Annotated in this window: 21 protein-coding genes and 2 tRNA genes; 12 read left to right on the top strand and 11 right to left on the bottom strand. The window is 58.0% G+C overall.

The annotated features are described in order from the left end of the window. The first annotated feature begins 217 nt into the window (after window positions 1-217). Complete coding sequence (locus I9H07_RS16145; RefSeq protein ID WP_058824080.1) at window positions 218-2,092, top strand: MFS transporter; 1,875 nt, start codon at window positions 218-220, stop codon at window positions 2,090-2,092. 589 nt (window positions 2,093-2,681) lie between these two features. On the opposite strand, the gene I9H07_RS16140 is transcribed toward I9H07_RS16145, so the two are convergent. Then, window positions 2,682-3,629, bottom strand: coding sequence for a bile acid:sodium symporter family protein (locus I9H07_RS16140; RefSeq protein ID WP_236425347.1), 948 nt, complete (start codon window positions 3,627-3,629; stop codon window positions 2,682-2,684). 104 nt (window positions 3,630-3,733) lie between these two features. Beyond that, entirely contained in the window at window positions 3,734-4,654 is a 921-nt protein-coding gene (rdgC, locus tag I9H07_RS16135; RefSeq protein ID WP_024675333.1) for a recombination-associated protein RdgC, read from the bottom strand. Between the two features lie 171 nt (window positions 4,655-4,825). Here rdgC and I9H07_RS16130 point away from each other — a divergent pair. The 4 genes from I9H07_RS16130 to I9H07_RS16115 all read left to right on the top strand — a co-directional run bounded on the left by I9H07_RS16130 (window position 4,826) and on the right by I9H07_RS16115 (window position 6,662). Beyond that, window positions 4,826-4,901: transfer RNA gene (locus I9H07_RS16130), tRNA-Val, on the top strand. 21 nt (window positions 4,902-4,922) lie between these two features. Beyond that, window positions 4,923-4,999 (top strand) — tRNA-Asp (locus tag I9H07_RS16125). 374 nt (window positions 5,000-5,373) lie between these two features. After that, entirely contained in the window at window positions 5,374-5,769 is a 396-nt protein-coding gene (locus I9H07_RS16120; protein ID WP_236425346.1) for a hypothetical protein, read from the top strand. A gap of 503 nt (window positions 5,770-6,272) precedes the next feature. Next, on the top strand, window positions 6,273-6,662 hold the full coding sequence (locus I9H07_RS16115; protein WP_024675335.1) for a VOC family protein: 390 nt from the start codon (window positions 6,273-6,275) through the stop codon (window positions 6,660-6,662). A gap of 81 nt (window positions 6,663-6,743) precedes the next feature. Here the strand turns inward: I9H07_RS16115 and I9H07_RS16110 are convergent, their stop codons facing one another. Continuing rightward, window positions 6,744-7,259, bottom strand: a complete 516-nt coding sequence (locus I9H07_RS16110; protein ID WP_024675336.1) for a hypothetical protein — start codon at window positions 7,257-7,259, stop codon at window positions 6,744-6,746. Between the two features lie 243 nt (window positions 7,260-7,502). Here I9H07_RS16110 and I9H07_RS16105 point away from each other — a divergent pair, with 243 nt between their 5' ends. The 5 genes from I9H07_RS16105 to I9H07_RS16085 all read left to right on the top strand — a co-directional run bounded on the left by I9H07_RS16105 (window position 7,503) and on the right by I9H07_RS16085 (window position 11,542). Then, window positions 7,503-8,918 (top strand): DUF4329 domain-containing protein, encoded by a 1,416-nt coding sequence (locus I9H07_RS16105; RefSeq protein ID WP_236425345.1) that lies wholly within the window; start codon window positions 7,503-7,505, stop codon window positions 8,916-8,918. A 205-nt stretch (window positions 8,919-9,123) separates the two neighbouring features. Next, entirely contained in the window at window positions 9,124-9,891 is a 768-nt protein-coding gene (locus tag I9H07_RS16100; RefSeq protein WP_032606621.1) for an FKBP-type peptidyl-prolyl cis-trans isomerase, read from the top strand. A 373-nt stretch (window positions 9,892-10,264) separates the two neighbouring features. After that, the gene (locus I9H07_RS16095) at window positions 10,265-10,717 is read left to right on the top strand and encodes a YkvA family protein (protein WP_024675338.1); all 453 of its coding nucleotides are present in this window, start codon (window positions 10,265-10,267) and stop codon (window positions 10,715-10,717) included. Window positions 10,718-10,817: 100 nt separating this feature from the next. Further along, a complete protein-coding gene (locus I9H07_RS16090) occupies window positions 10,818-11,171 on the top strand; it encodes a helix-turn-helix domain-containing protein (protein ID WP_236425562.1) in 354 nt (117 codons plus the stop codon). Next, a complete protein-coding gene (locus tag I9H07_RS16085) occupies window positions 11,168-11,542 on the top strand; it encodes a hypothetical protein (RefSeq protein WP_024675340.1) in 375 nt (124 codons plus the stop codon). Before I9H07_RS16090 ends, I9H07_RS16085 begins: the two co-directional genes overlap by 4 nt. 265 nt (window positions 11,543-11,807) lie before the next feature. Here I9H07_RS16085 and I9H07_RS16080 read toward each other — a convergent pair whose 3' ends face one another. Both I9H07_RS16080 and I9H07_RS16075 read right to left on the bottom strand, forming a co-directional pair. Further along, window positions 11,808-13,580: a bifunctional diguanylate cyclase/phosphodiesterase gene (locus I9H07_RS16080; protein ID WP_024675341.1), complete on the bottom strand. Its 1,773-nt coding sequence runs from the start codon at window positions 13,578-13,580 to the stop codon at window positions 11,808-11,810. Window positions 13,581-13,712: 132 nt separating this feature from the next. Further along, complete coding sequence (locus I9H07_RS16075) at window positions 13,713-15,794, bottom strand: carboxy terminal-processing peptidase (protein WP_201022794.1); 2,082 nt, start codon at window positions 15,792-15,794, stop codon at window positions 13,713-13,715. A 137-nt stretch (window positions 15,795-15,931) separates the two neighbouring features. On the opposite strand from I9H07_RS16075, the gene I9H07_RS16070 reads away from it, so the two are divergent. Beyond that, entirely contained in the window at window positions 15,932-16,894 is a 963-nt protein-coding gene (locus I9H07_RS16070) for an NAD(P)H-quinone oxidoreductase (RefSeq protein WP_024675343.1), read from the top strand. 19 nt (window positions 16,895-16,913) lie between these two features. On the opposite strand, the gene I9H07_RS16065 is transcribed toward I9H07_RS16070, so the two are convergent. From I9H07_RS16065 to I9H07_RS16040, 6 genes are all read right to left on the bottom strand, one after another. Continuing rightward, window positions 16,914-17,567: an HAD family hydrolase gene (locus I9H07_RS16065; protein WP_024675344.1), complete on the bottom strand. Its 654-nt coding sequence runs from the start codon at window positions 17,565-17,567 to the stop codon at window positions 16,914-16,916. A gap of 78 nt (window positions 17,568-17,645) precedes the next feature. After that, window positions 17,646-18,635: an ABC transporter ATP-binding protein gene (locus I9H07_RS16060; RefSeq protein WP_058825009.1), complete on the bottom strand. Its 990-nt coding sequence runs from the start codon at window positions 18,633-18,635 to the stop codon at window positions 17,646-17,648. A 1-nt stretch (window position 18,636) separates the two neighbouring features. Continuing rightward, window positions 18,637-19,434 carry an ABC transporter permease gene (locus I9H07_RS16055; protein WP_024675346.1) on the bottom strand — a complete coding sequence of 266 codons (798 nt, stop codon included), beginning with the start codon at window positions 19,432-19,434 and terminating at the stop codon, window positions 18,637-18,639. Beyond that, window positions 19,421-20,263, bottom strand: a complete 843-nt coding sequence (locus tag I9H07_RS16050) for an ABC transporter permease (protein ID WP_024675347.1) — start codon at window positions 20,261-20,263, stop codon at window positions 19,421-19,423. Before I9H07_RS16050 ends, I9H07_RS16055 begins: the two co-directional genes overlap by 14 nt. Next, window positions 20,260-21,066: an alkaline phosphatase family protein gene (locus I9H07_RS16045; protein ID WP_236425561.1), complete on the bottom strand. Its 807-nt coding sequence runs from the start codon at window positions 21,064-21,066 to the stop codon at window positions 20,260-20,262. The genes I9H07_RS16050 and I9H07_RS16045 overlap by 4 nt, the downstream gene beginning before the upstream one ends. Window positions 21,067-21,148: 82 nt before the next feature. Then, the gene (locus tag I9H07_RS16040; protein ID WP_024675349.1) at window positions 21,149-22,216 is read right to left on the bottom strand and encodes an ABC transporter substrate-binding protein; all 1,068 of its coding nucleotides are present in this window, start codon (window positions 22,214-22,216) and stop codon (window positions 21,149-21,151) included. Between the two features lie 354 nt (window positions 22,217-22,570). Here I9H07_RS16040 and I9H07_RS16035 point away from each other — a divergent pair, with 354 nt between their 5' ends. Further along, entirely contained in the window at window positions 22,571-23,290 is a 720-nt protein-coding gene (locus I9H07_RS16035; protein ID WP_236425560.1) for a UTRA domain-containing protein, read from the top strand. Window positions 23,291-23,393: the final 103 nt, after the last annotated feature.

Below are 23,393 nucleotides of genomic sequence, written 5' to 3'. Positions count from 1 at the left end.
CGCGCAGTCTCGCACGATGCACACGGTTCGTCTTTGTCGACCAAGGTCGAGCGTGGCAGGGTGTCGCAGACTTGTCGCAAGGCCGGGCGCGACAGGGAATCGCGGCAGGTGCGGTGCAAACGGAAATGGCCTATCGACATTCGGCAGACTTACGTCTTCAATGTGCCTCGGATTGGCCACTGCGCCAGTTCTCCCCAGCCTCTCAGGACCATGGACGATGAGCCAACAGTCACAATTCAGCCTGCTCGGGAAACGTCGTTTCCTGCCGTTTTTCATCACGCAGTCCCTCGGGGCGTTCAATGACAATATTTTCAAGCAGTCATTGATCCTCGCCATTCTTTACAAACTGAGCATTGATGGCGATCGCTCGATCTACGTCAATCTGTGTGCCTTGCTGTTTATCCTGCCGTTCTTTCTGTTCTCGGCGCTGGCCGGGCAGTTCGGGGAAAAGTATCCCAAGGACAAGCTGATCCGGATCATCAAGTTTGGCGAGATCGTCATCATGGCGGTGGGAGCTACGGGCTTTCTGTTCAATCATCTGGAATTGATGTTGGCTGCGCTGTTTGCGATGGGCACGCATTCGGCGCTGTTCGGGCCGGTCAAGTATTCGATTTTGCCGCAGCACCTGCGCGAAACCGAGCTGGTCGGTGGCAACGCGCTGGTCGAGATGGGGACGTTTCTGGCGATTCTTGCCGGGACCATCAGCGCCGGGGTGATGATGTCTTCGTCGCACTACGCCTGGATCGTGTCGGCCGCAATCGTGCTGGTAGCCTGCCTCGGTTTCATCGCCAGTTTCGGCATCCCGAGTGCCACCGCCGCTTCGCCGGAAATGAAGCTCAACTGGAATATTTTCACCCAGTCCTGGGCGACCCTGCGCATGGGCCTGGGGCAGACGCCTGCGGTCTCGCGCTCGATTGTCGGCAATTCATGGTTCTGGTTTGTCGGTGCGATTTATCTGACGCAGATCCCGGCCTATGCCAAAGAGTGGATGTACGGCGACGAAACGGTCGTCACGCTGATCCTCACCGTGTTCTCCATCGGTATCGCCTTGGGCTCATTGCTCTGCGAGCGGTTGTCCGGGCACAAGGTCGAGATCGGGCTGGTGCCGTTCGGTTCGATGGGGCTGACCGTTTTTGGCCTGTTGCTGTGGTGGCATTCGGGCGGTTTCCCGCAGAACGTGCAGGCCAATGACTGGCTGGCGGTGCTGTCCTCTGGGCAGGGCTGGCTGGTGCTGTTTGATATTCTGGGCATCGGTGTGTTCGGCGGCTTCTATATCGTGCCGCTGTACGCGCTGATCCAATCGCGCACGCCCGTCAAAGAACGCTCACGCGTGATTGCTGCCAACAACATTCTCAACGCGCTGTTCATGGTGGTCTCGGCGATTGTCTCGATCCTGCTGCTGAGCGTTGCCAAGCTGTCGATTCCGCAGTTATTCCTCGCGGTTTCGCTGATGAACATCGCAGTGAACATCTATATCTTCAAGATCGTCCCCGAATTCACCATGCGCTTCATGATCTGGCTGCTCGGCCATTCCATGTACCGCGTCGAGCACCGCAACCTGAGTCAGATTCCTGATGAGGGCGCAGCGCTGTTGGTCTGCAACCATGTGTCCTTTGTCGACGCGTTGCTGATTGCCGGTGCGGTGAGACGACCGATCCGCTTTGTCATGTACTACAAGATCTACCAGTTGCCGGTGCTCAACTTCATCTTCCGCACCGCCGGGACCATCCCGATTGCCGGGCGTAACGAGGATATGGACATCTACGAGCAATCGTTCAAGCGCATCGCCCGGTACCTCGCGGAAGGCGAACTGGTGTGCATCTTCCCGGAAGGCAAACTGACCACCGACGGCGAAATCAGCGGTTTCAAGAGCGGCATGAGCCGCATCATCCAGGAAACTCCGGTGCCGGTGATCCCGATGGCGTTGCAAGGGCTGTGGGGCAGCTTCTTCAGCCGTGACCCGAGCAAGACCCTGCTTCGTCGCCTGTGGTCACGCGTGGTGCTGGTCGCCGGTTCGCCGATTGCAGCGGATGTGGCAACGCCAGTAGATGTGCGCGAAGAGGTGAAAGCGCTGAGAGGGAAAGTGCAGTAGCGCCGGCGCTCCGTACGACTGACGTGCCAATCACTGCGCATTGGCACGGGGAGCGTGGGCACGATAGATAGTCAAAACAATCTCATGCCTTACACGCAGCCGCTGTCAACGAAGCGCTTTTCAATCACGATGGTACTGACGACGCAGAGTGCGACGTAAGTGACGGCTGAGTCCTGACACTGATCCGGGGGTAGCCTGACAGGACGCCAGGCTAGCCCCGGATCAGTGTCAGGACGAAGGAACCCGACGAAGTCGGGCCGGAAACGGAGCCAGGGGGTTTGGTTACTTTGGCCCCATCAAAGTAACTCGCCGAGGGGCGAAAAGGTGACTTGAGTCGAGCCTCAAACTCACTGACATCGCAGAACCTCTGTGTGACGCAGAGCGTCACGAACTGCATGCCAACGCGGAGCGTTGGCACGATAGTCCTCAGTGTCTGAGCAGGGACTTTGCTCACTTTGGCCCCATCAAAGTAACTCGCCGAGGGGCGAAAAGGTGACTTGAGTCGAGCCTCAAACCCACTGACATCACAGAACCGCAGCGTCACGAACTGCATGCCAACGCGTAGGCACGATAATCATCAGTGTCTGAGCTACGACTTGGACGTATTATCTTCCTCCGGCATCTTCCTGAAATACGTCGACAGCAATGCACCGGAAATATTGTGCCAGACGCTGAACAGCGCACTGGGCACCGCCGCCAGTGGCGAGAAGTGTGCGCTGGCCAGCGCCGCGCCCAGTCCTGAGTTCTGCATGCCGACCTCCAGCGCCAGCGACTTGCGTTGCGCCAGTGGCAGCTTGAAAACCTTGCCGGTGAAATAGCCCAGCAGAAAGCCAAACGTGTTGTGCAGGATGACCACCGCCATGATCAGCAGGCCGGATTCAGCAATTTTCGCCTGGCTGGCGGCGACCACTGCGCAGACGATCATGACGATGCTCACCACCGAAACCAGCGGCAGTACGTCCACGGCATAACTGACTCGCGCGCCCAGCAGGCGTTGTGCAACCACGCCGAGCACAATCGGCAGCATGACCAGTTGCAGGATCGACCAGAACATATCCAGAAAGGACACGGGCAGCCAGGCCGACGCAAGCAGCCAGATCAGGGTCGGAGTCAGCAGCGGGGCGAGCAGGGTGGTGACTGCAGCAATCGCTACCGCCAATGCCAGATCACCCTTGGCCAGCCAGGCCATGACATTCGAGGATGTACCGCTCGGGCAGCAGCCGACCAGTATCACGCCGACGGCGATTTCCGGCGGCAGTTGAAACACCTGGCACAGCAACCACGCCACGCCGGGCATGATGACGAAGTGTGCGATCACGCCCAGCGCAACGCGCCACGGGTTGCGCGCCACTTCTGAAAAATCTTCGAGTTTCAGGGTCAGACCCATGCCGAACATGACCAGCCCCAGCAGCGGTACGATCCAGCTCTTCAAACCGATGAATGCCTGCGGGAACAGAAACGCCAGAATGGCGAACAGCAGCACCCACCAGGCAAAAGTATTACCGACAAACCGACTCAAGGTTGTCAACGCGCGCATGGCCTGTTCCTTATTATTGAATAACCGCTGTGAAATGAATGCGCCGTCAGAAAAGACGGCGCGGTGTTTCAAGCATCAGGGCCTCAGGCCGCGATCGGCGGGTATCAGATACCCTGCGGGATTTCTTCGCCGCCCAGCGCTTCGAACAGCTCTGGCAGGAACTCGCCAAAGGTCAGCATCATCAGCGTGAAGCTGGCGTCCAGCTGACCCAGTGCTTCTTCGCCACCGTCCTGTTCAGCCTGATCCTGCAGCAGGTCTTCGAACTTCAGGCGTTTGACGACCATCTTGTCGTCGAGCACGAAAGACAATTTGTCCTGCCAGGCCAGCGATAGCTGGGTGACCACCTTGCCAGTGTTCAGGTGCAGCTGGATTTCATCGCTGGTCAGGTCCTGACGCTTGCAACGCACGATGCCGCCATCTTCGTGGGTATCGCGCAATTCGCATTCGTCCAGCACGAAGAAGTTGTCGGCCGCTTTCTGGGTCTTGACCCAGTCGGTCATGGTCGCACTCGGCGAAACCTTGACCGTCAGCGGACGCACCGGCAGCGAGCCGATTACTTCACGCAGGGTCGACAGCAGGTCTTCGGCGCGTTTCGGGCTGGAAGCGTTGACCAGAATCAGGCCCTGTTTCGGCGCGATGGCGGCGAACGTCGCGGAGCGGCGGATAAAGGCGCGCGGCAGGAAGGCCTGGATGATCTCATCCTTGAGCTGATCGCGTTCCTTCTTGTAGACCTTGCGCATCTGCTCGGCTTCGATCTCGTCGACCTTTTCCTTGAGCGCGTCGCGTACGACGCTGCCCGGCAGAATACGTTCTTCCTTGCGTGCGGCGATCAGCATGAAGTCCTGGCTGATGTGTACCAATGGAGCGTCTTCGCCCTTGCCGAAAGGCGCGACGAAACCATAGGTGGCCACCTCCTGGCTGGCGCAGGCACGAGCCGGTTTGGTCGCCAGTGCTGTCTCCAGCGCTTCGGCATCAAAAGGCACGTCCTGGGTCAGGCGATAGACAAGCAGGTTTTTGAACCACATGAGGTGAATCTCTCTTTCTATACAAAGGCGGGCATTATTCGCTCCTCAGCCGCTCCGGCCAACCCTGCACAGAGCGTTTGTAAGCCTTTGGAAGGATTATAAAAATTATTTAAAAAAGTGCTTGCCAGACTACAGGTCGCTCCGTAGAATGCGCGCCACACCGAGAGTGAAGGGTGATTAGCTCAGCTGGGAGAGCAGCTGCCTTACAAGCAGCGGGTCGGCGGTTCGATCCCGTCATCACCCACCAAACTCGCTTTTAGTGTTACGCGCAGCGGTAGTTCAGTCGGTTAGAATACCGGCCTGTCACGCCGGGGGTCGCGGGTTCGAGTCCCGTCCGCTGCGCCATATTCAGCTTCAAGGCCCTTGAACTCCTTGAAGCAAACAGAAAGCCCGCCTTGTGCGGGCTTTCTGCTTTCTGTCGTTTGAGAATAGATGGCTTGTCCCAGGGCTGCATGTCTCGTACATCGATTCATAAGCAATCTAAAGTCACGTAGGATTTTTTTCCTGTACCCGTAGGTTATTTCTGTATTTATTGAAATTATAAAATCACTTTCTGTTTAACCCGCTTGGTCCCTTGATTTCTCTTTCATGCTGGTATTAGCTTGTTTTGTTGATTGAGAAAAGACGCCGGTTTCGCTGGCCAAATGCTCAACTACCTCACTTGAAATGATCGCTATCTTACAGCGGTCAATACTGCATTCTTAAATAAAGAGAAAGTTATGAAAAATCGTTTTAAATTGTTTGTGGGAGCCACCGCAATGGCTCTGTCTGCGGGTGCCTTGGCCAAGCCTGTGCTGCATACGGCGACTATTGACCAGCACGGCAATATCGTTGCTCAGTCTTCGCCATGGATCAAGTCCGTAAGCTACTCCAGCCAGAAAGACTATTTCGCGAACTACAAAGTGCTCTTCACTGAAGGCCAGTTCAAAACACCACCTGGTTTTTGCTCGGTATCTTCCATCGATACCAGCGACCATGAACGCCTGTTTTACGGACACGCCAAACTGGGTGGCGCAGCGACGACAGAGAAGGTCAATATATTGGGGCTTATGGTTGGAAAACGCGGCGCGTCGGGCGATTCGTCGATGAGTTTTCAGCTGGCCTGCAGCAATTGATTAATTGAGCCTCGCTTTATGCGAGGCTTTTATAGCGAGTTGCGTTTCCAGGACGGTAATAATGTACATGTCGGGCAACAGGGTGGCTTCAGGAAGTACCTTGGTCTTGCTCTGCCTGCTTGCAGGCTGCGGTCAACCCGAAATCGAACCCTGCGCGGATCGAGGTGATGAATTTTTTACCGAGTCGATCAATCGGTATCTGAGTGCTCACGGTCGCTCTGCAGACGTAAACAGGTTTGCCTATGCCGGGACTGCCCGATATGACGAACATACAAACTGGTGGATGGTCCCCTTTGATCTGGGCGAGCAGCGTTATCTGACGATGCTGAGTTGCGATGGCAAACTGGAACTAAGCGGTCGCCCGTAGATACATCATCTGGCTGCTGACGGTTGATGCCTTATCTACACTCTCACCTGACTGGATAGCATCCTAGGGGATTTGTCTGATCCAAACCGTGGCTACTGCCGTAAACAGTCATTAATTCTCCAACGGAGCTGATCCCGTGATCGATCATCTGGACCATCTGGTGTTGACCACTGCCGACATCGACGCCTGCAAGGATTTCTACGTGCGCATCATGGGCATGACCCCGGAGCGTTTTCGTCAGGGCCGTCTTGCGTTCCGCTTCGGCAATCAGAAAATCAATGTGCATGAGCGTGGCAAGGAGTTTGAGCCCAAGGCTCACTTGCCTGTGCCGGGGGCGCTGGATTTGTGTTTCATCGCCAGTGTTCCACTGGAACAGGTGATTGCACACTTGTACGAGCAGGAGTGGCCGATTGTCGAAGGTCCGGTTGATCGTACCGGGGCGACGGGGCCTATCCGCTCGGTGTATGTACGTGATCCTGATCTGAACCTGATCGAAATTTCCGAGCTGATCGAGGCAGGCGCCTGAGCCATTAACCGTCAGGTCAGGCGCCCGTTTCGAGTTGAGACTGGTTTGACCACAACACTCGGTTGCGGTCATGCGAGTGCATCAGCAGCCTTTGGCAGCAGCCCCGGGTTTTGGCACGAATGCGCTTTTATCGCCAGGCTTGGTGAGGATGTACGCACGTCGCCACGGTTGATCATCAATCAGCTTCCAGCGGTGGCCCGGGCCGGTGGTGTCCTGCGCAAGCAATACTTCTCCAGGATGCAGTACGAAGTTCTCTCCGCCGGTGGTGGAAAACTCCAGGGTACCCGACAGGGTGATCACGTATTGCTCTTCCGGCGCGGCGTGCCAGTCATACGTGGAGTGGGCCGGTGTTTCCTTGAAGTGCAGGGCGCTGACAGCAGTCATTTCCTTCTGGTCAATCGATCCTTCTATGACGTGTGACAGATTGTCCGGGCCCGTGCACAGCCTGAAAGCCTTGATGCCCTCTGTGACAACGATAGGCGGCTTGGCTGCGTAGGCACTGCTGACCGGCAGCACGAACGCTGCTGCGATCGCGGCACAACCCGCAAGCTGACGTGCAGCCGGGATTCTCAAGCCAAAACGATTGTGAGATTGCATAAGCGTTCCTGAGCGCGACGAACTGCGTGGCCCTGATCGCCAGTCGCGATGATCGATGCAGGGTCTGGGCAAATGTGCCCACGCGAGGATCGAATCACATCCTGAAAGCGTTAAAAATTATCTTTAATTTCATGTTGATAGCGGCCCGCTTGTCTTGTGACTGTCATATCTACCTATGTCAGTCAGCGCATCTGACTTCCTTAAGCTCCTGACTCAATCAATCAGGTGTTCAAGGAGTCAAGGATGTACATCAGGAAAATACGCAGCAAACGATCTGTCGATCATTACTCCACGCCCGACATGCCGGCGCTCAGTGCGGCGTTCGATCATCCCGACGATGCGGCACGTTACGTTCACGAACGAATCGGCAGTCGACGTGATCGCGAGTACGGAGGCTTCATACTGATTCGCAAGGACGGCAAGTACGTCGCGACCGAGCCAATGAGTGGCAGTCAGTTCAGCTTCGACCCCAACGAAGTGTTCCCGCGCAACGATCAGGAAGGCTACGTGCTCTACCCGCAGGGACATGACGACTATGCGGTCTATCACTCCCATCCTTCACTTGAGGCCGGGCTGAGCGAGTGGACTGAAAGTGAAAGAGTGATTTATCCGAACAGTTTTTCGGCAGGCGACATCTATGCGGTGATCGATGATCAGGAGATCTGCCCGGCGAGTTATCTTTCCGGGCCTGACGGTTCATTGATCAAATACACCGTGTCCCGTTCTGCGGCCGAGAAAAGGCTGTTCAGGCGCGTTGCCGGTCCGCCCAGCTCGCCGCATGTCAGCACGCTTAGCCAGGTCCACAAGGCGTTGCAAAACCTCACGCTCATGCCCAGTGACGTGGTTCGCCTGCTGGCGGGCGCAGGGAACCTGGAGGTTGTGGTGCCCAGTCGCTTGTGGGGCAGGGCGGGCAAGGTGTCCGCTGACTGGCGACCTTTTCCCGAGCAGGTTGCTCCGGTAGCGCCGAAAGCCATTATCCCTGCGGTTTGCGAGCCGGTATGGCCGCCCAAGGCGCTGAGCCTCAGCGCCGAATTCACCAGTGCCGATGACGCCGCGCGCTATGTACACCGCCGTATCGGTACGCGCATTCATTCGCAGATCATTGGCTTTCTGTTGTTCAATCCGGTCTCGCGCACCCACCGGATCGCCGAGCCGATTCTGGAAGATGGCTACCCGGTATACGCGCCTTGTTCGGTCTTTCATCCAGACGCCTATTATCGGCCTCCTTTGCCTGACGGTTACCGCATCGACGGCCTGTATTTTTCATCTGCCAATCTGGCAGCGGAAGGCGAACCTGACGCGCGGCGTGCATTCTTCGAGCCGGACGATCTGCACAGGATGTTCACGTATCGACACACGCCTGCAAAACGGCCCAACGGGTTGCCGATTCGCTATGGTTTCGAGATGTCGGCGATTTATTTCTCGGCAGCCGATGGTGCGTTGCTCGGATACACGCCCAGCCAGTCCGCTCAGGAAATTCAATTGCTGCAAGGCGTGTCGCGTGTCTACTCAGGCGTCAGGTCCATCCAGGCACAGTTGGCTGACGGGACGATCAGTACCAGCGATTTCATCAGTAGGGTCGCCCGAGCCGGTCACCTGCGCGTGTTACAGACCAGTGAGGGCTGGCCTGATGCAGGGCTGATCAGCCCTGTGTCCTGAACCTGCTTATCGGAATTGCGCGTCGTACAGCTGAGTCACAAACTGAACTGCAACTGAACAATGCAGTGTCGGGCCGGGAAAACCTTTGGATACCTGAACTTATCGCCTTTTTCACTCTCTCATGCCGGTAGCCATTGATCGCGGCGGCCTGATAAGCTCGCGGCTTTACTCGTTTGCCCTTTTGGCGCATGAACAAGGAATTAGCATGAAACAGCAGCATCGGTTGGCAGCGGCGATTGCCCTGGTCGGTCTGGTACTCGCAGGTTGTGATAAACAAGCCAGCACCGTCGAGCTGAAAACCCCGGCACAAAAAGCGTCTTATGGCATCGGTCTGAACATGGGCAAAAGCCTGGCTCAGGAAGGCATGGATGATCTGGATTCCAAGGCTGTAGCCCTGGGTATCGAAGACGCTGTCGGTAAGAAAGATCAGAAACTCAAGGACGAAGAGCTGGTTGAAGCCTTCTCCGCGCTGCAGAAGCGTTCTGAAGAGCGTCTGGCGAAAATGAGCGAAGAAGCTTCGGCAGCCGGCAAGAAATTCCTCGAAGAGAACGGCAAGAAGGATGGCGTGGTCACCACCGCTTCCGGCCTGCAGTATCAGATCATCAAGAAAGCTGACGGCGCTCAGCCAAAGCCGACTGATGTCGTGACTGTTCACTACGAAGGCAAGCTGATCGACGGTAAAGTCTTCGACAGCTCTGTTGAACGCGGTAGCCCGATCGATCTGCCGGTGAGCGGTGTGATTCCGGGTTGGGTTGAAGGCCTGCAACTGATGCACGTAGGCGAGAAGATCAAACTCTTCATCCCTAGTGATCTGGCATACGGCGCGCAGAGCCCGAGCCCGGCGATCCCGGCCAACTCGGTTCTGGTTTTCGATCTGGAACTGCTTGGCATCAAGGACCCGGCGGCTGCGCCAGCGCCTGATGCTGACGAAGAAGAGTCGGCTCCAGCTGCTTCGGCCCCGGCCAAGAAGTAACGCAACACCTGGCTACGAAAAGCGCCCTGTCTCGACAGGGCGTTTTTTTGTCTGGCTTATTTCCCGAACGCTTGCTTATCCGGGCAGTCCCACTATTACGCCTACTATGATGAATACGGCGAAAAAGTTGTCCGACAGTCCGTCAGGATCAGGGCGCTTGCTTTATCGCGGGTGCCAAGTCAACGTTTTTCACGGTATTTTTTTGTGAGTAAAAAACGCCCGATTTAAGTTTGAGCCCGTGAAATCAGGGGGTTCAGGCTTTTAAAGTGCCGCTGTTCACAAGGTTATCCACAACAATTGTGGATAACCTTGTGGTGTCATCTGGAAAGGCCTGCGCTGTCGCTCAACAATATTTTTCTGGACGGGGTTAAACATGAAAGCACCTTGGAATCTGATCCGATACCTGCCCGGCGCGCGACGCCTGTTGGCTGCGGGCCGGTTGCCGGCGCTGTTGTTCGCCGTAGCGCGCAAGGGCAACAGCGAGGGCAGCCGTCTGGGCAAGCTCAAGGACGATCTGCGTTTGCTGCAGGCGCTGTGCCTGGCTTACTGGCGTGGCGAGTACCGGAGCATCAGCCCCAAGGCTATTCTGTCCATCGTTGCCGGCCTGATGTACTTCCTCAGCCCGCTGGACGCAATCCCTGACTGGATTCCGGGGCTGGGCATGCTGGACGACATCGCTGTGCTGGCCTGGGTGACAAAGCACCTGAGCGGCGAGCTGGATGCTTTTCGTGCATGGCGGGCCGAGCAGTCGCCGGAGAAATTGATCATTGTCGAGCAATTGCCAAAGACCCAGGCGCTTCTGGAGAAAGAACAGCGTAAGGTCTGAGTCTCACGGATTGAACACAAGCCGTCGCGTTCCGCTGTTAAGATGCCAGCATCTGCCGTCAGTCTGTTCGGTATGCAGTCTTGTCGTACAAGGGGAGTGTATGGATCTTCAAGTCATCTCTCATGAGGGCGAACCGCAATATGCGGTGCTTCCATGGGATCAGTATCAGGCGCTTCTCAAGGCTGCCGGTCTGGTCACTCAGTCGCGCTCGCATGCGGCGGCGCCGACTTCCGCTTCAGGTTCCGATACAGCATCGAGTGAGCTCCCCGGTTTTGACCGGCTCGGCGCGTTGCGTGAGGCGAAGGGCATCGAACTGGCCGCTTTGGCGCGGACGGTCGGCATCAGCCCGTCCTATCTGGAGTTGATCGAGAACGGCTCTCGCCAACCCGACTCGGCAATCAAGCGCAGCCTTGCATGGGAACTCGGAGTGCCGGGCTGGCGGGTTGAGTCATGAGCGTGCGCATCAGTCGTCAGCATTGGGACGGGCTCTTGAGCGAGCTTGATACGGCTCGCCGCCAGCGTCATCTGCTGACCTATCGTGCGTTGCTTGAGCGTTTGCAGTTTCCCAGCCCTGCCATGCAGACGCTGACCGCAGCCCTTGAGCACCTTGCCGCCCTGGACGCCCGTGCCGAGCAGCCATTGCGCAGTTCACTGGTGATCAGCCAGGGCGCAAGCCGCTTGCCGCGCCCCGGTTTCTTCGAATGCGCCGAGCGGTTGGGACGCTTCTCCGGCCCGTCCGACGGCGTCGCAGCCGCGTCCTGGCACGCCTCGGAAGTGGTTCGGGTGTTCGAACACAGCTACCCGGAAGAAGGAGAGGTGCAGTAGTTCACGAATAGCCGTTGTTCGCACGCGCAGCGTTCAACGCCAAACGAACCCCTTGGGATGCTCGGAAAACGGGCCTGGGACTACCCTGGTTCTCGTTCCCACGCTCCGCGTGATAATGCATTTCGTGACGCTCTGCGTCACATTGCAGCCATGGCGCATCCCCCAACTCATGACAACGTATTGGCACGATAGTCAATCGGATAGTCAATCGGGCTTGTGTATAACGATGCGCAAGGAGCCTTGGGGTAGGTCAACGTACCTGCCCTCAGGCTTCCATCAGCAAATCCACCCGCGTCGAATCGATCACGTGGGTGCTTGAGCCTGCGATGTCCTTGGCGAAGTGTTTGGCTTGCGATGCCAGGTCGGCCAGTTGGCTGGCGTCGAGCAGCGTGCAGCTTTCTTCATGCAGATGCACCACGCCAATCGACAATGACAACAATGGAAACTCCTGACGCTGCCCCTGACGATTGAGGGCGATGAAGCAGCCGGCATCCAGGTGTTCGGCACGGTAAAAGCGTCTGCATTGGTTCTGAAAGTCATCCAGCAGGCTTTTCAGGCGCCGCTCCCAGTCTTCGAAACCCAGCACCATCAAAAAGTCGTCCCCGCCAATGTGCCCGACGAAGTCTCGGCTCGGGTCGATTCGGTCGCTCAGGCACTGAGCGAGGCACAGCAACACTTCGTCGCCACGGGCGTAACCGTAGATGTCGTTGAAGGGCTTGAAGCTGTCGATGTCGACGTAACAGATCATCGACTCGCGGCCCTGTTGTAACAGGCGGGTCAGGCATTGCTGGATCGGCACGTTGCCAGGCAGCAGGGTCAGCGGGTTGGCGTAGCGCGCTTGCTGGATTTTCATCTCGGTGATCAGCTTCAGGACATCGATCACGCGTCCGAGCCCCAGATAAGCGCCGTTCAGGGTGATGATGAAGTCTTCTTCAATGCGCTGGCGGGCGCGGCTGGTCAGCAGGCGGCTGACTTGTTGCAGTGACTGGCTGACCTCCACGGCCAGAAAGTCATCGCTCATCAGGCGGCTGATCGGTTTACGGGCAAACAGCTCGGTGCCGAACGGCTTGAGCAGGGCCTCGGACAGTGAATGCCGATGCACGATGCCGCACGGGCTGGCGTTATCATCCAGCACCGCCAGCGAATTCAGATTGGCCTGTTTACGAAAGGCCTCAAGCACCTCTGCGGTAGGTGTGGACTGACTGACTGAAGGCTGTGGGTTGAGCAGGGCAGAAAGGTCTGCCACTTCCTCGTTCAAGGGCGCGCTGGTAATTTCAACCTTGGGCAGCATGGCGCGGGTGTCGCGGGGCGGACGTTCTTGCGGGCGGGCCAGCAGGTAGCCCTGAACCAGGTCCACACCCATGTCTTTCAGCGTCGCCAGCTCCTCTGGCAGCTCGATGCCTTCGGCGATCACGATCGCTCGTGAAGCCTTGGCCATCTGCAGCATGGAGCCGACGAACTCGCGTTTCACGGCGTCCTGATGAATGCCGTCTATAAAGTGCCGGTCAATCTTCACGTAATCCGGGCGCAGCTCCGACCACAGGCGCAGGCTGGAATAACCGGCCCCCAGATCGTCGAGGGCAATCGAAAAGCCCATGTCGCGATAATGGTGCAGGGCGTTGTACAGCAGGTCGAAGTCGTCGGTCGGCGTTTGCTCGGTCAGTTCGATCACCACATCCTTTGGCGCGATCTGATAGCGGCGCAGCATTTCCAGCGTGCGACCCGGTGGGTGCGATGTTTCGAGCAGCGATTCGGGTGAGACGTTGAGAAACAGCCTGCCGGGCAGTTTCTGCTGACTGAAACGACGGCAGGCGCTGTCACGGCAGCTTAATTCCAGTTCACTCAGGCGCCCGGCGTGACGCGCAATGGCAAACAGATTGAGCGGAGAGTGCAATGCGCTGTTGGAAGGGCCGCGAGTCAGTGCCTCATAACCCAGAATCCGGCGCTCAGCCAGTGAGACGATAGGCTGAAACAGGCTGTGCAAGTCACCACGAGCCAGAATGGAACTCAGCGCGCTCAACTGTTCAGTCACGGTCATGGTCGTCTCGAGGGGTGATAAAAGGTGGCGCAATAAAAAGGGGCTGAACGCTTTCGCGCCAGCCCCGTATTTCACGACAGCTTCATGACTGTTTGATGACGTTGAAGCTAAATGGCCATCAATGAAGTCGTCTTATTTCTTTGCAACCGTAGCGCTCAGCCCCAGATAGTCGATAAGGATGCGCCCGGTCTCTGCCAGATAGGCGTCGTCCTCGGGTTTGGTCTTCTCGTCTTCTACCGGCAGTGCGTCCTCGTCTTCTTTTTTCAGCTCTTTCAGTGGCTCTTCACCCTTGGCCTTGCGGCGAGTGTTTTCCAGAGCGAGCTGCTTGCTTTCGATAGACGCGTGTTCAGCACGGCGGTCAGCTTCATTGAGGCTGACAGTCTTCTCGTTCATCAGCTTCTTGGCCAGCGCGAGGCGGTCTTCGATGAACACGAACTCGGCGTCTTTGGCCGAACGGGCTTCATGACGCGCCTGTAGCTGGGCAAGGAACGGCTTGAACGGATCGATGGCCGGCCTGATCGCCGGTTTGATGCTGTCCCATGGCATGGCCTCGGGCAGCGCGCTCTCGCCAATTTCCTTGGTGTCGATCAACGACGGATAGGTAATGTCCGGTACCACGCCCTGATGCTGGGTGCTCTGTCCGGAAACCCGGTAGAACTTGGCCAGGGTCAGTTTCAGCTCGCCATGATTGAGTGGCTGAATGGTCTGCACGGTGCCTTTGCCGAAGGTCTGGCCACCGATTACCAATGCGCGGTGATAGTCCTGCATGGCCCCGGCAAAAATCTCCGAAGCCGAAGCGGACAGGCGGTTGACCAGCAATGCCATCGGGCCTTTGTAGAACGCGCCTTTGGCTTCGTCTTCCAGCACGTCGACCTTGCCGTCTGCATTACGCACCAGCACGGTCGGGCCTTTGTCGATGAACAGGCTGGTCAGCTCGGTCGCTTCCTGCAACGAACCACCACCGTTGTTGCGCAGATCCAGCACCACGCCGTCGACCTTCTCGGCCTGCAACTCGGTGAGCAGTTTCTTCACGTCACGGGTGGTGCTCTTGTATTCCGGATCACCGGCACGGTAGGCCTTGAAGTCCAGATAGAACGCCGGAATGTCGATGACACCGAGCTTGTAGTCCTTGCCGTCCTGTTTCAGGTGCAGGATCGACTTCTTGGCTGCCTGTTCTTCAAGCTTCACCGCTTCACGGGTGATGGCGACGATCTTGCTGGTCTGGTCGTTCGGTGCATTGCTGGCCGGGATGATCTCCAGGCGTACCACGGAGCCTTTCGGACCGCGGATCAGCTTGACCACTTCGTCCAGACGCCAGCCGATCACGTCGACCATTTCCTTGTCGCCCTGGGCAACGGCCACGATCTTGTCGGCCGGTGCGACCTGTTTGGTCTTGGCTGCCGGGCCTGCCGGAACCAGACGCACGATTTTCACGTTGTCGTTATCGCTCTGCAACACGGCGCCGATGCCTTCCAGCGACAGGCTCATGTTGATGTCGAAGTTTTCCGCGCTGTCAGGTGACAGGTAGTTGGTGTGCGGGTCGTACGACATGGCAAACGTGTTGATATACGCCTGGAAGATATCTTCGGCGCGGGTCTGGTTCAGACGGGCCTGTTGATTCTTGTAGCGCTTGGTCAGGGTTTCCTGAATCTTCGCCGGGTCTTTGCCGGCGATCTTCAAACGCAGGACTTCGTCCTTGATGCGTTTGCGCCACAGTTCGTCGAGCTCGGCAGTGTCCTTGGGCCATGCGGCGTCCTTGCGGTCCACCAGCAGGGTTTCCTTGGTGTTGAAATCGAGCTTGTCGACGCCTTTGCCCAGCTCTGCCAGGGCGAAGTCCAGACGCGCCTTGATGCGGTCAAGATAACGCTTGTAGATGGTGAAACCGGGGTTCAGATCGCCGCTTTTGAGAAAGTCGTCGAACTGGAACTGCCACTTGTCGAATTCGGCAATGTCGCTGGCCATGAAATAGCTGCGCGAGGGGTCCAGTTGCTTGATGTAGCTCTGATAAATAATCGCCGAACGCTTGTCGTCCAGGGGCGGCTTGCTGTAGTGATGTCGCTTGAGCAGCTCAACTACGTTGAGACTGGCAATCACTTCGTCGCGGTCCGGCTGAAGATTATCCCAGCTGTTGGCGGCAAAGGTACTGGCTGACATCGGCAAAACGCTGAGGCCGACAAACAGTGCGAGGGCTGTACCGGGAAATAGTTGCTTCATGCTGATTCGACGCGAGGACAATTGATAACGCATATTAGGCCGTCTGTGAGGTCGCCGGTTCCCTTGGACCCGGCCGCATAATGCAAAAGCCCGGGCAAACAGCCACGGGCTCAGTCTGGACTCACTATGGAGGCACTGTGAAGGCATTGCAAGGCGTTGAAGGTCATGTGGAATGGGTCGAGGAGCCAAGTCCGGCCCTTGATGTGGGACAAGTACGTATCAAAGTTGCTGCGGCGGGTTTGAATCGCGCCGATCTGTTACAGCGCGAAGGCAAGTATCCGCCGCCGCCTGGCGTTACCGCGACACTGGGGCTGGAGTGCTCCGGAGTGATCGCTGAAGTGGGGCCGGGAACGTCCTGGCTGGTCGGCGACCGTGTCTGCGCGCTGCTGGCGGGCGGGGCGATGGCCGAAGAAGTGGTGGTCGATGCCCGGCATGTGTTGCCGGTGCCGGAAGGGCTGTCGCTGCACGAGGCTGCGGCCATTCCCGAGGTGTATGCCACGGCCTGGCTGAACCTGTTTCAGCTGGCGGGTCTGAAGCCCGGTGAAAAAGTCTTGTTGCACGCGGGCGCAAGTGGGGTTGGTTCAGCCGGTATTCAGCTTTGCAAGGCGTTTGGCAACCCGGTCTGGGTCAGTGTCGGCTCGACCGAACGTCTGGCCTATTGCGTCGAACTGGGGGCGCAGGGTGGTGTGGTGCGCAGTGAGAGTCTGGAGGGCCTGAACGATTTCGCACCGTTCAACGTCATTCTCGATCCGGTCGGCGCCGGTTATGCCGAGCTCAACGTCAAGCTGCTTGCACTTGACGGCCGCTGGGTGCTGATCGGTGTCATGAGCGGGCGCGATGCCAAGCTGGATATGGCGCATGTGCTGGGCAAGCGCATCCAGTTGATGGGCTCGACATTGCGCAGTCGCGATGAAACCTTCAAGGCTGATCTGATCCGCGATCTGGGCCAGCATGTCTGGCCGCTGTTCACCGAAGGCCGCCTCAAGCCGCAACTGGCGAAATCCTTCGCCATCAAGGACGCGGAGGCGGCGTTCGCAGAGCTGGCGACCAACAACGTGTCCGGCAAGATCGTGCTGGTCATCGACGAAAGCCTGGTCTGAGGTGTTGGTGCTGCTGGCGTCAACTCCAGCGATGCACCGGCCAGCCAGCTTGCTGCGCATGCTCCAGTAGCACTGCATCAGGGTTGACCACATGAGGGTGGTCAACCTTGAGCAGCAGCGGCAGGTCATTGCGCGAATCCGAATAGAAACTCGCGCCCTCCAGGTTTTCCCCTTCGGCATCCAGCCATTCCATCAGGCGCGTGATCTTGCCTTCCCGGTAAGTCAGCACGCCCACCGTGGCACCGCTGTACACGCCATGCTGCACGTCCAGCTCGATACCCAGCACTTCGTCGATCCCGAGGCGTTCGGCAATCGGCTTGACCAAGTGCACGCCTGAGGCCGAGATCACCAGAATCCGGTCACCTTTGGCACGATGCTGTGCAATGCATTTGCAGGCGTCGCTGTAGATAATCGGCTCGATCACGTCCTCGACCCACGGGCCGACCAGATGATCGATTTCTTCCGGTGTGCGGCCAGCCATGGGTTCCAGGCTGAAGGCCATGAACTCTTCCATCGCCAGTTTGCCCGCACTGTAGGCTTCCATCAGTTCATGGTTGCGCTGCATGAACGACTCGGGATCGACCCAGCCCAGGCGACCCATCTGTTCGCTCCACAAGGTGGCACAGTCGCCGCCGATCAGGGTTTCGTCCAGGTCGAAAATTGCCAGGGGCATGTGTGCTTATCCTCAGTGTTGGTTAAGTTAGCTTCAAGCTTCAAGCTTCAAGCTTCAAGCGAAAGCTCGGCGGTTGCGTCAGTCAAGCGCGCACAGCGCCGAAGGTTCTATGTTCAGCGTTACGCGTCGTCCGTCCGGGTGCAGGTCTTCGGCGCTGCGGTTCAGTACATCAACCACCAGTTCCACGCCACGCGCCTGTATCCGGTAGCGAATCACGTTGCCGAGCAGACTGTGACTGCGTATTTCGCCTTCCAGTTCGCCGGTGAGGCTCAATTGGATCGATTCCGGGCGAATCGCGATGCGACTGGCGATCGGGCGTTGCATCAAGCGTGTGGCGTCGTCGGCTTCCAGCAGGTTGTAGTTACCGATGAAGCCAGCAGCGAATACGTCCACTGGCGCGGTGTAGAGGGTTTCTGCGTCGCCGCTTTGAACAATCCGGCCCTGGTTCATCAGGAAGATGCGGTCTGACATGGTCAGTGCTTCTTCCTGGTCGTGGGTGACGAAGATAGTGGTCAGGCCCAGCTCCCGCTGAATGGCGCGGATCTGTTCGCGCAGGTGTTTGCGAATCCGTGCATCCAGTGCCGACAGCGGCTCATCAAGCAACAGCAGGCGCGGGCGGGTGACCAGCGAGCGGGCGAGGGCCACGCGCTGGCACTGGCCACCGGACAACTGATGCGGATAGCGTTTGGCGAAATCCTGCAGCTCGACCATCTGCAGGATCTCGGCGACGCGCGTGTGGCTTTCATCGTCGCCGATCTTTTGCATGCGCAGGCCGAAGGCGACGTTCTGTTCCACGGTCATGTTGGGAAACAACGCGTAGCTCTGAAACACCATGCCGATATGACGCTTTTGCGGGGTGAGCGGCACCAGATCATTGCCATCAAGCAGGATGCGCCCGCTGTTGACCGGGGTCAGCCCGGCGATGCAGCGCAACAGTGTGGACTTGCCGCAGCCGGACGGCCCCAGCAGGGTGACGAACTCGCCTTTTTTGATGCTGCAATTGATGTCGCTGAACACGACCGTGCTGGCATAGCTTTTCTGCAGGTTTTCAATGCTGACAAAACTCATTTCAGTCTTTGTCCTTGTTCAGTCGATTGGCGGCCCAGGTCAGCACCAGCACGAAGAGGAAGTAGGAAATCACCAGCGCGCTGTTGAAGTGACCGCTGCTGTTGCGCATGTTGTTCAGGTACACCTGCAGGGTTTCATAGCGGGTGCCGACCAGCAGATTGGCGAACACGAACTCGCCGAACAGAAAGGAAAACGACAGCAGCAGGGCGATCATCAGGCCCTTGCGCAGATTCGGCAACACCACCAGAAAGGCTGCCTGCCAGGTGCTGGCGCCCAGTAGTTGCGCTGCGTCCATCAGGTCCGTCAGGTTGATCGCCTGCAGGTTGTTGGTGATCGCGCGGTACATGAAGGGCAGGGCGACGGTGAAATAGCAGCCGATCAGAATCCACGGCGTACCGACCATGGCCATCGGCCCTGAGCCGTAGAGTTGCAACAGCCCCACCGACGACACCACGGGTGGCACGGCAAAGGGCAGCAGGATCAGGATGTTCATCAGCCCGTCGAGGCGCGGGAAGTAGTAATGCACAACGAACAGCAGCGGCAGAATCAGCACCACCGACAGAATCAGTGCGCCGAAGCAGACCAGCAGTGATTGCCCGAACGCCGCCAGAAAGCGTGGATCGCTCCACAGCGCGATGTACCATTTGAAGGTCAGCCCGCTGGGCAGAATGGTCGCCGACCAACTGGTCGCAATCGAGTACAGAAAGGTGCCGGCCAGCGGCAGCAGAAGGATCAGGAACAGCAGGTAGACCACCGTCTTGTGGTAGACCCCGGCAGGCCCTTGTTCAGCGCGAGACATGGTAGCTCCTTTTCAGCAGCCACTGATGGACCACCGTTACCAGCGTCATGAGCCCGACCAGAATCATCGCCAGGGCGCTGGCCATGTTCGGGTCCAGCGTGATGTCACCTGCGACCATCGCTGCAATGCGGATCGGCAGCACGTTGAAGTTGCCGGTGGTCAGGGCGTACACCGTGGCATAGGCCCCCAGCGCATTGGCCAGCAGAATCACGAAGGTGCCGAGCAGCGCCGGGGTCAGCACCGGCAGGCCGATGTAGCGCCAGAACTGATAACTGCTCGCCCCCAACAACGCAGCCGATTCGTTCCAGTCCTCGCGCACAGCATCGAACGCCGGGTACAGCAGCAGCACGCCGAGTGGAATCTGGAAGTAGGTGTAGAGGATGATCAGGCCGGTTTTGGAGTACAGGTTGAAGTCGTCAATGATCCCGGTCTGCTTGAGGATCAGCGTCAGTGCGCCGTTGAAACCCAGCAGGATGATGAAGGCAAACGCCAGCGGAACGCCTGCAAAATTGCTGGTCATGTTGGCGAATGAATTGACGAAATCGCGCAGCCGCGAATCCACTTTGCGCAGCGAATAAGCGCCGAGAATCGATATCAGAATGCCGAACAGGCTCGACCAGAAGCTGATCTCGAGGCTGTACTGGATCGCCTGCCGGTAGAACTTCGAGCTGAACGCCCGGGTGAAGTTTTCCAGGCCCCAACCGGCGTCGCTTTGCAGGCTGTGGATCGCCACCCAGAACAGCGGCGCAATCTGAAACACGATGAAGAACAGCGCAAACGGCACCAGGCACAGCAGGCCCAGCCATTTGCCCCGGGATAGGCTGATCAATTGAGAAGCTCCTGACAGACCGGTTTGTCGTGAGGGATGCCGAGCAGTTCGCAGATCGTGCCGCACAACTCGGTCTGGCGCGGCGCAGCATCGACATTCAGGCTGAATGCATCACCAATGACGAACAGTGGCACTTCGCGCTCTTCTGGCAGCAGGCCGTTGTGCGAGCGATCGTTGTTCATGCCGTGGTCAGCGGTGACCAGCACCTGATAGCCCGCATCCAGCCAGCGTTGCAGGTAGTCAGCCAGAATGATGTCGGCGCTGCGGGCGGTGTTGCGGTATTGCGCGGTGTCGAGGCCGTGCTTGTGCCCGGCGTCGTCGATATTCATGGGGTGGATCAGCAGAAAATTCGGTGCGTGCCTGAGACGCAGGCTTTCAGCGTCGGCGAACAGGTGTGAATCAGGGTAGTGATCAGCCCAGTAAAACAACCCGTGCTGAATCGGCAGGTCGGGTGCGTCGGTGTGGCGATCGCGTGCTGCGTCAAACGGTGTGCGGTTGTACAGCTCGCTGACCCAGCGGTAAGCCGCCGCAGCCGTGCTCAGCCCTGCGTCGCGGGCATAGTGAAATACACTGCGCTGGCTGGACAGGCGTGAGACGTTGTTATGCACGATGCCGCTGTCGATGGGCGCGACACCGGTCAATATGCATTCGTATAAAGGACGCGACAGGGCGGGCAGTTCGCACTCCAGCTTGTAGAGCGCGGCCCGACCGGCAGCATGCCAGGCTTGAAGGTGGCCCATCGCGTGGCGGGCCACTTCGTAATTGAGGCCATCGAGTACGATCAGGATAACGTTGTGTTTCATGGGCGACTCGCTCGGGCGAAAGAGTGCGGGCGAGAGTGACTCGCCCGCTTCATACGACTCCATCCCTGAGTCGTAGTGGCGATCAGTTCATCTCGATGATGACCTGCTCGTTCCACTTCTGCGGCAGGGCCTTGGAGGTCTTCTCCCATGCTTCTGCGTTTTTGATCGGCGTTACATTTTTGTACTGCTCATTCGGCAACAGCTTGGCTTTCACGTCTTCCGGCATGGTGACGTGCTCTGCGCGAATAGGACGCGCATTGCCTTCTGCCAGCCTGATCTGACCCGCATCGCTGAAGGTGTATTCACGCGCCAGTTTGGCGGCGTTCGGGTGTTTGGCGTATTTGTTGATGATGGTGGTGTAGCCGGAAATCACCGAGCCATCCGACGGGATCAGCACCACGTAATCATCTGGCTTGGCCATCTTGGCCCGGTAGCTCAGGCCATTGAAGTCCCAGACCACGCCGACCTCGATCTCGCCTTTTTCGATGGTCTGAATGGTCGGGTTGGCGAGCGACAGGCGCTTTTGTTTGGCCAGATCGGTGAACAGTGCCAGGCCCGGCTCGATATTGCTTTCGTCGCCTTTCATGGCGATGGCGGCTGCCAGCACACCGTTGGCAGCCTGAGCCGCGGTGCTCACGTCGCCAATGGAAACCTTGTACTTGCCGGTTTTCAGGTCAGCCCAGGTTTTAGGTATTTCAGACCCATGCAACAGGTTCTTGTTGACGATGAAGGCAATGGTGCCGGTGTAGGCCAGCGCCCAGTGACCTTCCTTGTCTTTGGCCCAGTCCGGGATCTGCTCCCAGGTGGTGGGCTTGTAAGGCTGGGTCACACCTTTGGCGACGGCAATCGGGCCGAACGCTGCACCGACGTCGCCGATGTCACCACTGGCGTTGTCTTTCTCTGCATCGAACTTGGCAATTTCCTGGGCCGAACTCATGTCGGTGTCCATGTGCTTGAGACCGTACTTGGTTTCCAGGTCTTTCCAGATGCCGCCCCAGTTTGCCCAGTCATCCGGCATGCCAAGGCTATTGACCGCGCCTTCGGCCTTGGCCGCAGCCTCCAGCGTTTTAAGATCTGCGTCCGCAGCCATGGCCAGGGAACTCATTGCCATGGCTGAACCGAGGAGTGATGCCAGCAAAAGATGTTTCATTCGGAGCTCCTGTGCACTTCTTTAGCAGAAGTGTTCATCGCGGATGGTTTGGTCTAGTTCAGCAATACCTGAGCCAAGTTAGGCGTGTTGCATGACATTTTCGTGTCGAGGAGGGCGGAGAATTCCGTTTTCCCCGTGGCCTGGCAGTGCTTCGGGCTAAGCGTAGACCATTGCAAAGTGCCTGCCCGACAAGGGTTTCAGGGCGTTTTCAGCGCCGTTTGGCATGAATTGTGATTAACCATGTCACAGGACGGTCATGTCGCCAGCCTAGGCTTGCAGCGATGGAGTTCACAGTGGGCATGGCACTGACAGGTGCCCCGCAAGAGGGCTGGTCTAGTCCAGACAGGTACGGGAATGCGCGAAGATGTGCCACGAGCGGTAACCACCATCTGCAAGGCTTTGCAGGAACAGATAGAACATGGCCTGTTGCCGCACGGCAGCAAACTGCCTGCCGAACGCAAGCTCAGTGAAGTGTTCGACACCACCCGCATCACCCTGCGTGAGGCCCTCCTGCAAATGGAGGCTCAAGGGCTGATTTATCGCGAGGAGCGGCGCGGCTGGTTCATCTCGCCGCCACGGCTGGCCTACGACCTGATTCGGCGCAGTCATTTTCACGCGATGGTCTGCGCGCAGGGAAGGGTGGCTCACACTCAGCTGCTTTCGGCCCGTCTGCAACCGGCTTCGGCGATGATCTGCGAAATGTTGGAGCTGCCAGCGCTGTCGAGCGTGATCCAGATCTGTCGTGCGCGACGTATCGATCAGCGTCTGGTGCTGTACGTGGAGCACTACCTGAGGCCGGAATTGTTTCCCGGTATCCTCGAACACGATCTGAACCAGTCGCTCACCGAACTCTATGCACGGTGTTATGACCTTCACTACGGTCAGGTGCGCTTCGATATGGTCCCCACCGCGCTGCACGCCGAGGCAGCCGCTGCGCTGAAGGTTTCCCTCGGCAGCCCAGGGCTGCGCATTGCGCGCGTCAATTACGACCGCAAAGACCGGCTGATCGACTGCGATCTGGAGTACTGGCGTCATGACGCGATTCATGTGCGCGCCGAGGTGCATGGCGACTGAGCGCTGGTGCTGAAAACTCTCTTGCCGGGCGCGGCCCGCACGGTCGTTAGTTGCCTGTTTTTTATAAATAAATACTCATTCCGGTTATCTAAGATGCACGAAG

It is taken from the genome of Pseudomonas syringae (assembly GCF_023278085.1).
GTDB lineage: Bacteria > Pseudomonadota > Gammaproteobacteria > Pseudomonadales > Pseudomonadaceae > Aquipseudomonas > Aquipseudomonas syringae_Q.
The sequence above is the reverse complement of the archived record's forward strand: the minus strand, read 5'-3'. Positions and strand labels throughout refer to the sequence as shown.

What these genes read in the sequence shown, in the direction of transcription:
- I9H07_RS16105 (WP_236425345.1), top strand. Translation starts at nt 7,503, where the DNA reads ATGTACATCAGGAAAATACGCAGCAAACGATCTGTCGATCATTACTCC.
- I9H07_RS16140 (WP_236425347.1), bottom strand. Translation starts at nt 3,629, where the DNA reads ATGCGCGCGTTGACAACCTTGAGTCGGTTTGTCGGTAATACTTTTGCC.
- I9H07_RS16060 (WP_058825009.1), bottom strand. Translation starts at nt 18,635, where the DNA reads ATGAGTTTTGTCAGCATTGAAAACCTGCAGAAAAGCTATGCCAGCACG.
- I9H07_RS16065 (WP_024675344.1), bottom strand. Translation starts at nt 17,567, where the DNA reads ATGCCCCTGGCAATTTTCGACCTGGACGAAACCCTGATCGGCGGCGAC.
- I9H07_RS16035 (WP_236425560.1), top strand. Translation starts at nt 22,571, where the DNA reads ATGCGCGAAGATGTGCCACGAGCGGTAACCACCATCTGCAAGGCTTTG.
- rdgC (WP_024675333.1), bottom strand. Translation starts at nt 4,654, where the DNA reads ATGTGGTTCAAAAACCTGCTTGTCTATCGCCTGACCCAGGACGTGCCT.
- I9H07_RS16055 (WP_024675346.1), bottom strand. Translation starts at nt 19,434, where the DNA reads ATGTCTCGCGCTGAACAAGGGCCTGCCGGGGTCTACCACAAGACGGTG.
- I9H07_RS16075 (WP_201022794.1), bottom strand. Translation starts at nt 15,794, where the DNA reads ATGAAGCAACTATTTCCCGGTACAGCCCTCGCACTGTTTGTCGGCCTC.
- I9H07_RS16080 (WP_024675341.1), bottom strand. Translation starts at nt 13,580, where the DNA reads ATGACCGTGACTGAACAGTTGAGCGCGCTGAGTTCCATTCTGGCTCGT.
- I9H07_RS16110 (WP_024675336.1), bottom strand. Translation starts at nt 7,259, where the DNA reads ATGCAATCTCACAATCGTTTTGGCTTGAGAATCCCGGCTGCACGTCAG.
- I9H07_RS16095 (WP_024675338.1), top strand. Translation starts at nt 10,265, where the DNA reads ATGAAAGCACCTTGGAATCTGATCCGATACCTGCCCGGCGCGCGACGC.
- I9H07_RS16090 (WP_236425562.1), top strand. Translation starts at nt 10,818, where the DNA reads ATGGATCTTCAAGTCATCTCTCATGAGGGCGAACCGCAATATGCGGTG.
- I9H07_RS16145 (WP_058824080.1), top strand. Translation starts at nt 218, where the DNA reads ATGAGCCAACAGTCACAATTCAGCCTGCTCGGGAAACGTCGTTTCCTG.
- I9H07_RS16100 (WP_032606621.1), top strand. Translation starts at nt 9,124, where the DNA reads ATGAAACAGCAGCATCGGTTGGCAGCGGCGATTGCCCTGGTCGGTCTG.
- I9H07_RS16120 (WP_236425346.1), top strand. Translation starts at nt 5,374, where the DNA reads ATGAAAAATCGTTTTAAATTGTTTGTGGGAGCCACCGCAATGGCTCTG.
- I9H07_RS16085 (WP_024675340.1), top strand. Translation starts at nt 11,168, where the DNA reads ATGAGCGTGCGCATCAGTCGTCAGCATTGGGACGGGCTCTTGAGCGAG.
- I9H07_RS16045 (WP_236425561.1), bottom strand. Translation starts at nt 21,066, where the DNA reads ATGAAACACAACGTTATCCTGATCGTACTCGATGGCCTCAATTACGAA.
- I9H07_RS16040 (WP_024675349.1), bottom strand. Translation starts at nt 22,216, where the DNA reads ATGAAACATCTTTTGCTGGCATCACTCCTCGGTTCAGCCATGGCAATG.